This is a genomic window from Mesorhizobium mediterraneum, from assembly GCF_002284565.1.
Lineage (GTDB): Bacteria > Pseudomonadota > Alphaproteobacteria > Rhizobiales > Rhizobiaceae > Mesorhizobium > Mesorhizobium mediterraneum.
Map to the genome: position 1 here is coordinate 39,106 of NZ_NPKI01000025.1, position 9,814 is coordinate 48,919.

A 9,814-nucleotide genomic window follows, 5' to 3' on the forward strand; every position below is an offset into this window, starting at 1 on the left:
TTTCACACAAACACCTCGGCGGCGGCGAGCGGCGGCGCCTTGAGGTCCTTGTCCGAAAGTTGAAATCCGCCTGATAGCGATGGCCATTCGACGCCGATGGCGGGATCGTCGAAACGGATCGATCGGTCATGTTCCGGCGAATAGGTGTCGGTGACCTTATACAGCACCTCGGTGTCCGGCACGAGCGTGACGAAACCGTGCGCAAAGCCTTGCGGCACCAAAATTTGATTGCCTTTTTCGGCGGAGATATCGAGGGCCACCCATTTTCCGAATGTCTTCGAACTGCGGCGAATATCGACCGCAACGTCAAGAATCCTGCCGCGGATAACGCGCAGCAGCTTGTCCTGGGCACGCGGGGGAAGCTGATAGTGAAGCCCCCTCAACACACCCGCGGCAGCGGAATAGGAGTGGTTGTCCTGCACGAAACGCAGATCGATACCGGCGTCTGAAAACCGCTCGACGTTGTAGGTCTCGACAAAGAACCCCCGCGTGTCGCCGAACCGCTTCGGGATGATCTCCAGCACGCCGTCGAGGCCGAGGGGCCTGATCTCCAACACCTAGTTCTCCGTCAACTCGATGACGCGCTTGCGCAAATAGGCGGCATATTCATTCTTTCCCAGGCGCGTGGCGCGCTGCAGAACCTTGTCCGCCGTCAGCCAGCCCTGCTCGAAGGCGATTTCTTCTGGGCAGGCAACCTTGATACCTTGACGATGCTCGATCGTGCGCACGAAGGAAGAGGCTTCATGCAAGCTGTCATGCGTGCCGGTATCGAGCCAGGCGTAGCCGCGGCCAAGCTGATGAACCTGCAATTGCCCACGCTCAAGGTAGACGTTGTTGACCGCCGTGATCTCGAGCTCGCCACGCGCCGAAGGCCGGATCGTCGGGGCTATATTCACGACATCATTGTCGTAAAAATAGAGGCCGGTGATGGCCCAATTCGACTTCGGCACTTGCGGTTTTTCCTCGATCGTCAAAGCGGAGCCGCTGACCTTGTCGAACGAAACCACGCCATAGCGTTGCGGGTCCTCGACATGGTAGGCGAACACCGAGGCGCCGCTTTTGCGCGAAGCTGCCGTGCGGCAGAGCTGCGACAGCCCTTCGCCGAAATAGATGTTATCGCCGAGGATCATCGAGACGCTGTCATTGCCGATGAAGTCACGGCCAATGATGAAGGCTTCAGCGAGGCCGTTGGGATGCGGCTGCTCAGCATAGGACAGATCAAGCCCGAACTCTGAGCCGTCGCCGAGCAGATCCCGAAAAACCGGCAGGTCGCGCGGGGTCGAGATGACCAGAACCTCGCGGATTCCCGCCAGCATCAGGACGCTCAGCGGATAGTAGATCATCGGCTTGTCGTATATCGGCAAGATTTGCTTAGAGACCGCCAGTGTCAGCGGATAGAGCCGGGTTCCGCTGCCCCCAGCCAAGATAATGCCTTTCAACAAGCTCTCCTAAAAACCGCCTTCGCGCTCCCCAGCCGACGCAACTTATTCGTGTTTGTATCTCGCGCGTTCGTGCTTATGTTTCGCGCGGCGGCTTGTCAATCTTGGCTTGCGTTGGGACGAAGTTTCGATCGGGACGAACAATTTGTCTCCGTTGTGGTCGATCTCGATCAATTCGTTCTTCTGGGCCAAACGGTCCGCAAATCCTTTGTGGAAGATGATGGCATTCATAAAGGCAAACGTCATTGCAAGCGCTTCGGTCCGCAACGGATAATCAACCAGTGAATGGATGAGAAGAAAGGACACGGAGAGAAACGCCGCCTTTTGAAGAGGATCGCGGCGAATTCTAGTAAACGCTATCAGAAGAATTACTAAATAAAGCACCATCAGCAGAATAGCAAGAACTCCGCCTTCGAAAGCTATTTCAAGATACTCGTTGTGGGCATGATTTACGAACTGTTTGAAAATCATCCCTTCCTTTTCATATATCTGATAGGCCTTTTGAAAATTACCAAATCCGACGCCGGTTGCCCAATTCTCTTTGATTCCCTCAATGGTGGTCCGAGCAAACTCTCCTCGCCCGAAATCCGGATCAACCGCCTCGGCATCGATCTTTGTCCACCCGCCCATGGTGTAGACCGAAAGCGCAATGAAAATCAGCAGGATGCCGAATCCACTCGCCTTGGAACGCGCTGAAAGAAAGACGATGGACAGTACGGTGATCGCCAGTCCAATCAGAACACCGGCGCGCGAACCGGCGGCCAAAAGAAGCAGCAAAAGCGTGACCAGCCCGAGCGATCCGGACAAAAGATGTCCGCGGAACAGACCATAATAAACGACGAAGGGGATAGAAACAAAAAGTAATGCCGCAAAATGATTCTCGTTGGCAAAAAGCCCGGCGTTGATCGTGAAAGGCAACAATCCCTCTATGGCGATGTCGTCGGAGAGCGAATATTGAATCGCGCCTGCCAAGCCGTTACAGATAACACCCATAAAAAAGAACGGCAGAAGCCCGTGCACCTGCTCGACGCGCAAACGCAATACGCTCAAAAAAAATGTCGCCGCCGCCACCAGATACAACAGACATTCAATCGTCCGTCCAACTCCGACGCTGACGAAGCGAAAACGAGTTTCTCCAACCAGCCCGGAATCTGCGAGCAACAGCTCTGGTCGCAATCCACTGAAAATCGCCGCAGGCAGCGGGACAATTTGCAAAATCACCAACGCCACAGCGAAGATAAGCAGCCACAGAACAGAATGGGGGACCCTCTGGCCAGAGGTCTGTGAAAAGACAGCCGCCGCCGAGACAATTGCCGCGATCTCAATCAGCGTGTCCGTATAGAGGCCGTTTGCAGTGCCACCGCCGAACAAAAGCGATATAAACAGAACCGATCCGAGGAGATATTTATCCCATTCCGATGGCCGGTCGCTCAAGATGAAAGTCTCTCGATGCTCAATTTGTGCATTATCAACGTACCGACATATCGAAAGCGCCAGCTCTCGGCGATGGCGGCAGTTTCCAGCTTCAACAATTGCATGGGGCACCCAGCCGGTCCAACCGAAAAATCCTGACTGAGCGCTTGGCGGTTGTATGTACCCTCCGGAATATTGAGACGCGCTATTTCGCCGGTCGGCCCCACACATCTGATCGACCAGAACAACTCCTTTGGCAGCTTCAAGTTTCTCGCAGACGCAGCGAGAGAAATTTTATAGGAGCCTGGAGGCAGTTCTATATATTGCTGAAGAGCTGTGTTCTTGACGGGCGTGTTTAGGAAGCGGACCGTCGCTCCACCCTCACCTTCGACCGCATCTTGAGATGATAGAAACGTAACTTCCAGGCCCGACTGATCGCCGACCTGCCAGTCAAAAGGCTTACCGCTGGACACAGGCTCAAATGTGCTGTTGAAAATGTACCCGCCCAGCTTTCGTTCTTGATCGGACAGGCTGAAAAGAAACAACCGATACGCTTGTTCATATTCTTTCTGTCGAATATGGCCGGAGATCACATAGGACAATTCGCTTGAGTTTGGTGGCACGCTTGACCCAATCAAATCGAGCAGCAGCCGATTTGCGAAATCGAGCCCGTCGGGCGTTTTGCCCAGCTCGACCAACAGCTTGGCTCTCCAGGGCGGCGCGGCCCTGATGGCCGCCAGTACAGCCTGGTATCCATCGGGGTTCGAGAGGATTGTCGGCAGCCCCTCGGCGATCGCCGGAAATTGATCTGGCCATCGCCGCAGCAAAATATCGATCTCGCCAACAGCCTTTGACAGATCGCCTGTTTCGATCGAGCGGCCGATCGACCTCTGGAGCGCGTGGATTTCAGTCTTGGATAAATTTCGAGCCTGATCGAAAAATTCATAGGCTTGGACTTTGTCACCTTGTCGGTACTTGATCTCGCCGATCAGGCTGTAGAGACGTGCGTCCGCAAGGTCAAAGCGAAGCGCGCTTTCGGCCTTGGCAAGCAATGCGTCGAGATCGGGAGCGGTGCTTGTATCGTTCAGGTCGTTGGTAATTTCGCCTATCAGGGCATTGACGTTCAGCGGATCCAGCGCAAGGGAAACGGTTGGCGTTTCGGTTTCAAGAAATCGACTTAGCCCGATCGACGAAGCCGCCAACACCAGAACGGATGCGACGAACCAAACGCCTGAACGCCGGAGATTTTGCATAAGCGGGCTGGTCTGCTCCGTCATCGACTTTGCCCTCAAGTTTCGGGGTACCCGCGCCGTAGTCGTAATACTGATAGTTCATATACTTGTAGCCGTAGTTGTAATCGAACTTGTTCACTGCAAATTTCGACATCGCCGCTCCGACCACGTTCGCGCCGGCAGCTCGCAGGCGTTTCAACGCCGTCTTCGCCGACTTGCGCGTCACCTGATTGGTAGAGATGACCATCAATGTGCCCTCGGCAAGCCGGCTGAGGATGGGCGCATCTGAAAGGCCGACGACCGGTGGGGCATCGATTATGACAAGATCGAAGCGCTTGCCGAGATTCGTGATGATCAGTGCCATCTTCGGTGAAGAAAGCAGGTCAGCGGGGTTCGGCGGGATCGTTCCAGAGGTCAGAACGGTCACATTAGGATATTTCGTCGCCCTGAAAATGCTTGCCAGATCTTCCTTGCGGACGGTGTTCGTCAGGAGGTTGCTCAGTCCGATTGTGTTGTCGAGACCAAACAGCCGATGAAGATTGGGCTTTCGAAGATCGCCGTCGACAATGAGAACCCTTGCACCGAGCGCCGCAAAATCCTGCCCGAGCTTGAACGAGGTGGTCGACTTGCCTTCCGAGGGTTCCGAACTCGTGACCAGCAGCGATCGCGGCGCACCTTCGGCGCCGGAGAACTGCAACGACGTTCGAAGCGAACGGTAGGCTTCGGATAGTCCGGATTTCTGATCGGCGATGCTGGCTATGAGTTCCCGGTCATCGACAAGCGGCAAGATGCCGAGCATCGCCAATCCCAATTCCTTTTCGACCTGCTCAGGATTGGTGAAGGTGTTGTTCAACAACTCGATGATATAGATAATTGACGCGCTCAGAGCCATGAAAAGAAACAGAGCGATTGCAAGACTAATTGTCAATCGTGGAGAATAAGGGCTGCCAGGCTGTGTTGCGAAATCCACGATTGCGGCACTTTGTGACTTGAGTTCTGAGCTGACGCCAACCTCGTTCAGCTTGGTAATAAGGCTGTCATACTGAGACCTATTGGAATCAACCTCGCGCTTCAGGATCGTGTATTTGATATTTTTGTCGTTGAAGATAACCTGCTGCATCTCCATCTCGGCGAGCTTTGACTTAAGGTCGGCTTCCTTGTTCTGAGCTTACTGGTATTTCTGTCGCAGCGAATCGGTTATAGTCAAAACGCCATTGTTATAAAGCCGTTGCAGCTCCTTGATCTGCGACTGAAGCTGCTGCATTTCCGGAAAACCGGGTTTCAATATGCCCAATTTTTGTTGATACTGGCTGGTCAAATCGGCCAGTTTATCGCTGAGCTTCTGCAGACCTTCGCTTTCCAAGACCGGGCCAAGGCTTGCGCCGCGACCTTTGTCGATTTGTTCCACCACCCGGCCGGCATCGAGACGTTCCTGGATTGCTGTCGCGAGCGCCGTGTTCAAAGCCTCGATGTTCGATCCAATCAGCGACTTTTCGTCGCCGGTTATGGTGATGCCTACATCCTTTGCGTAAGCGACGAGTTCCTCCTCCGACTTCTGCAGCTTTTGCTTGACCTGCAAAACCTGTTCCTGAATGAATTGCCGTGCCAGGTCTGAGGTTTCGCTGGTCTGATCGAGGCGCTGGTCGATAAAACTCTGCGCAACCTGATTGGCTATATCACTTGCATATTTCGGTTTCTGGTCGGCAAACGTAATCGACAGCAGGCTGGTGTTGGGGACCAAATTGACTGTGAGGTCACCTCGAACGCGACCGATTGCAATCTGCTCACGTTCCTCCGGGGTTGTCTCTTCAATGGAAGGCGATTTGGAAATTCCGAACGCACGATAGAAAATATTGCTAAGCGAGAAGTTCGGGGTCGGAAACAGGAAATCCGGCTTTTCGCTAAGCCCTAGTTGGAAAACCACGCGCTGCGCCAAAGCCCGGCTTTTCAGCTTTTCCCGGGCGGTTTCAAAGACCAGATAGGCGTCGCTGGCTTCAGAAACCACTTCAATGTCCTTGAAGACCTTGGCCGAAGGAACCAGCACTTCCAATTGTGCTGTTGCCCGATATTTTGGCGTCTGCATCATGGTAACGATGACGCCGGCGACAAGCCCGCCGGCTACCATCATGACGATCAGCCACCGATACTGGACAACGTAAAAAAGCAGCTTGAGCGGATTGAAGCCCTCGTCCTGCTCCGAGTAATCGCGGCCGTAGGGGCTATAGTTTTGCGCGCCGTCATAATACAGGTCGGCGGACAGGGCTTGGCCGTGTCCTGGGCCTGCAATTTGATGCTGTCTGTTACGATCGAGCATGGTGCGACATGATCCTGGGGTTTGTCTGTGTTCCGAAAATTCCGACCAGCTGCAATTTATAGTCCCGGGACCACCGCAAGTCTCGCTGCGCTTGATGCAACTCCGAGAGCGTCTTTGAGATTGTTCATCGCAATTTTCGATTTCGAGGCGAAGACGACAACCTTGTCACCACCGTAGATGCGTGGATTGCGGCTCTTGCCAGCACGAATCTCCTCCACATTGTAATTTGCGACCAACGTGTTTGGGCCAATAGTGCGGTAGACAAAGACCTTTTTTGCATCTCCAACATTATTAAACCCTCCGGCAAGGGCGATCGCATCGATGAGAGAAGAATTGCTCGATACCGGAAAGATACCGGCCCTGGCAACTTCGCCGTCGACGGTAATGCGCTGTCCGATCGATTCCTTGACGAAAACCGACACATCGGGCGACTGCAGATAGTTGGCGCCGTATGCCGTTTCGATTTCCTGCTCCAACTGACGGACGGTCTTTCCCGCCGCGGCGACGGTGCCGATAAGTGGAAGCGAAATTTGCCCGCCGGCGTCGACTTGAACGGTTCTGTTCAGATTGTCGACCTGGAACACATTCACCTCGAGCACGTCGTTCGGAGACAAAGGCTGCTCGCTGCCGTTCTGGGTGTTTTGCGGCGCAGGCAGGTCCTTTACGACCTGCAGGGCACCGCCGCCCGAAAGCGGCGCAGAGGTTGAAGTCAATTGCAGCGCATCGACCGAAGCCGGTGTCGTTGACGAGGTGCTTGTGCAGGCAGACATCGTGAGCGAAGCGAGCAAGACACACATCGTGCCCATACAGCCTTTTGCGAAATGAAAAACGCCCATCACGCCGTCCCACCCTTCAACAAGCGACCCAATCCCGCAAAGCGACCGACGTTGCCGGGGCTTGGTTTTTTTGCGTGTGCCTTTCCGACCGGCTCGAGGTGCCGATTCGCCAATATTTCGCCTGGACGTTTGAACACCATATTGCGGGCCTCATCTTCCCCACATCGCTTCGCGGCAGCAGCGACTGCCTGCGAGAGCCCAGGACGCCGGCGAGTGGCGCCATGAGTGTCGGATGCGATAATATCTACCCTGCCTTCGTCAATCAGCTTTTCCGAATAGTAAAGTGCCGTGCGCCCAAAAGCACCAACAATCGAGTCTGCCGTAAGCTGAACAAGGCAGCCCATTGCATTCAACCTCTCGACAACGTCGTAATTTGCCTTGATCCAGGTCAGCCGCTCAGGATGGGTAAGAATCGGGACGAACCCGGCATTTACGAGACGTAGAGCAAGATCTTCCAGCCTTGGCGGTAAAACGTGATGCGGCGGTTCGAATAGAAAATAGCGAGACCTGTTTAACGTCGGCACATCGCCGAGAGCCAATTGCTCCGGAAGATCGGGCGCTACATGAACGTCGGCGCCGACATAAAGAGCGAGCGGTATTTCGGCCCGGCGCAGCGCCTGCTCCAGCCCTTGAACAGCTCGGGCAATATTTGCTGATCCGTTTTCATACATGCCTGGCACGATATGAGGCGTGCACGCCATATGGGTCGTTCCGTCTGCCACGGCCAGCCGCGCCATTTCCAGCGATTCAGCAAGACTGCGCGAGCCGTCATCAAGACCGGGCAAGATATGGGAATGCAGGTCGATCATTGACGTTTGTGGCCGCACTGAAGCAACGTGACATTTTCTCCCGGATAATAGGCAAATGCGCCACCCGCACGATAGCGAATGACGCATTTATCAAATTCATGCAATGCTTTAGCTGCCAGATTCAAGCTATTCGCCGACGGCGCTGCCGTCATCGTGCAAGCGAATGATCAGCGTTGCCGCGCCACCTGTCACGGTGCGAGTTCGCCCAAGACGAACCGCACCCAGCTCCAACTCAAGCAATAGAGCGGTATGGTTGACGAGTTTCATCAATACCCCGGCTCCAGCCGGCGCGCTAAGCCCAAGGCACAGAGGGCACCGGCGACACAATCGCAGCAGAGGCAGTCACATGCCTTTGCTGCGATTGTCCTGTTGCGCCTAACGGCTCACGCCGTCGTCGTCATCCTGCGTTGCAGCCAGAATACCGGCGGCGGCAGCCATACCACCGAAAATGAATAGCGGAGTGTTGGACCGGTTGCCGCCCGGGGGAATCTGACCCGTATACTCAGAGCTAACGGCGGCTGCCGTCTGCTCAGAGCCCACAACTTTCAGGCAGATATTGTTCTCGACACGAGAAATGTCGAGGCTTGAATTAGCCGGCACATCTAGGTTGCAGCCACCGACCTTGACGGAAGCCGATCCCTTGGCTCCGACCACTACGCGGCTGCCGAAATCCAGCGCATTTCCCGCTTTGGCCGGGCCATAGCCGGCGGCTTGCGAAACCATTACGTCACCATTGGCGTGCCCGATGGAACCAATCGAATTCGCCGCTCCCTGGTAAGGGGTCGTACAGGTGCATGGCGTGTCCTGAGCGAAAGACGAAACCGAGCCGAAGCCGATTGAGGCGACAAATCCGGCCAACGCAATTTTTACAGTAAGGTTCATTCGTTTCGATCCTTTTTTCCCGCCGTACCTCGTCCCGCCCAAGTACCAAGGTATTGAACAAGCGCGTAACAGCTTTTTGCTTTGATTCCAACCTGCTTCGCAGGTGCGAGATGACTTTTTGGTTCCGCTGTGTTTCATCGGACACACTCACGTGGCAGATTTGAATTTAGCATTTTAGCGCCGGCCCATCTGGAAATTGTCGGAAAGTCAGGTCTATTTCTTGGGCCCTGATGACCGCCAATCGCGCCGTGCTTCGTACAGGGATTATGAGTCGACTCTGTTTGACTTGGGGGCGTCATCGCACATCCTGCCTTTCGTTTTATGACAGTCGCGATCCATGGGAATGCGAGGGGCAGTTAGGGAACCCGTGAGCTACGAACCCGACAAGCAAGATTTGTAGATCGGACCTGCCTGCGCAGGCTGACCGCACAAGATGCCGTTCTCGGCAAGCTTCGCCGCCAAATCCGTGCCATCGGACGTGAGGCATTGCACAACGATGGCATCACCAAACTTTGAGGCGACATTGCCGTCGCAAGGCGTCCCCGTGCCGACCGGTTTGCAGGTCAGGGCGAGCCCTTGGTAATCCCGGCGCGCCGCCTCCGTTACCATCGCACGCATAGATCGCGGCTTGGTAAACGCCACGCCGCACAACACAATCTTGCGGCCACCGACGCGAAGATCATCGACCGCCTGGATGGAAAGCTTGCCATCAAACGGCTCAAGCGCCGCTTGCGGCCTAGGGGGTTGCGAACGAACAGGCGTCCCTTTTTTCACGATGATGGCAAAGAAGCCAATCGCAAACGCCAAGGCAACGAGTGCCAGCAAGCCTATTTTCTTGAACGACAAAAATTCTCACTCCCGCCGTGGCCAAGCACGCGTCTCTCCGTCA

12 protein-coding genes are annotated in these 9,814 nt (G+C 55.0%); all 12 read right to left on the reverse strand.

The features are described 5' to 3' along the window. Nucleotides 1–2: 2 nt before the first annotated feature. On the reverse strand, nucleotides 3–557 hold the full coding sequence (gene rfbC / locus CIT25_RS19365) for a dTDP-4-dehydrorhamnose 3,5-epimerase (protein ID WP_095486116.1): 555 nt from the start codon (nucleotides 555–557) through the stop codon (nucleotides 3–5). After that, nucleotides 558–1,439: a glucose-1-phosphate thymidylyltransferase RfbA gene (rfbA, locus tag CIT25_RS19370; protein ID WP_095486117.1), complete on the reverse strand. Its 882-nt coding sequence runs from the start codon at nucleotides 1,437–1,439 to the stop codon at nucleotides 558–560. It abuts the gene before it with no gap. Nucleotides 1,440–1,484: 45 nt separating this feature from the next. Further along, a complete protein-coding gene (locus CIT25_RS19375; RefSeq protein WP_095486118.1) occupies nucleotides 1,485–2,873 on the reverse strand; it encodes an O-antigen ligase family protein in 1,389 nt (462 codons plus the stop codon). Next, a complete protein-coding gene (locus CIT25_RS19380; RefSeq protein WP_167391076.1) occupies nucleotides 2,870–4,129 on the reverse strand; it encodes a tetratricopeptide repeat protein in 1,260 nt (419 codons plus the stop codon). Before CIT25_RS19380 ends, CIT25_RS19375 begins: the two co-directional genes overlap by 4 nt. Beyond that, nucleotides 4,017–5,204 carry a tyrosine-protein kinase domain-containing protein gene (locus CIT25_RS37570; protein ID WP_245329908.1) on the reverse strand — a complete coding sequence of 396 codons (1,188 nt, stop codon included), beginning with the start codon at nucleotides 5,202–5,204 and terminating at the stop codon, nucleotides 4,017–4,019. Before CIT25_RS37570 ends, CIT25_RS19380 begins: the two co-directional genes overlap by 113 nt. A 48-nt stretch (nucleotides 5,205–5,252) precedes the next feature. Continuing rightward, nucleotides 5,253–6,398 carry a GumC family protein gene (locus CIT25_RS37575; RefSeq protein WP_245329909.1) on the reverse strand — a complete coding sequence of 382 codons (1,146 nt, stop codon included), beginning with the start codon at nucleotides 6,396–6,398 and terminating at the stop codon, nucleotides 5,253–5,255. 56 nt (nucleotides 6,399–6,454) lie between these two features. After that, nucleotides 6,455–7,234, reverse strand: coding sequence for a polysaccharide biosynthesis/export family protein (locus tag CIT25_RS19390; RefSeq protein WP_095486120.1), 780 nt, complete (start codon nucleotides 7,232–7,234; stop codon nucleotides 6,455–6,457). Next, nucleotides 7,234–8,043: a tyrosine-protein phosphatase gene (locus CIT25_RS19395; RefSeq protein ID WP_095486121.1), complete on the reverse strand. Its 810-nt coding sequence runs from the start codon at nucleotides 8,041–8,043 to the stop codon at nucleotides 7,234–7,236. Before CIT25_RS19395 ends, CIT25_RS19390 begins: the two co-directional genes overlap by 1 nt. Continuing rightward, nucleotides 8,040–8,168 carry a hypothetical protein gene (locus CIT25_RS38120; RefSeq protein WP_280953374.1) on the reverse strand — a complete coding sequence of 43 codons (129 nt, stop codon included), beginning with the start codon at nucleotides 8,166–8,168 and terminating at the stop codon, nucleotides 8,040–8,042. The genes CIT25_RS19395 and CIT25_RS38120 overlap by 4 nt, the downstream gene beginning before the upstream one ends. A 1-nt stretch (nucleotide 8,169) precedes the next feature. Continuing rightward, on the reverse strand, nucleotides 8,170–8,310 hold the full coding sequence (locus CIT25_RS36355; protein WP_158302598.1) for a hypothetical protein: 141 nt from the start codon (nucleotides 8,308–8,310) through the stop codon (nucleotides 8,170–8,172). Between the two features lie 108 nt (nucleotides 8,311–8,418). Continuing rightward, nucleotides 8,419–8,925, reverse strand: coding sequence for a hypothetical protein (locus CIT25_RS19400; protein ID WP_095486122.1), 507 nt, complete (start codon nucleotides 8,923–8,925; stop codon nucleotides 8,419–8,421). Nucleotides 8,926–9,297: 372 nt separating this feature from the next. Beyond that, entirely contained in the window at nucleotides 9,298–9,771 is a 474-nt protein-coding gene (locus CIT25_RS19405) for a hypothetical protein (RefSeq protein ID WP_095486123.1), read from the reverse strand. Nucleotides 9,772–9,814 lie beyond the last annotated feature (43 nt).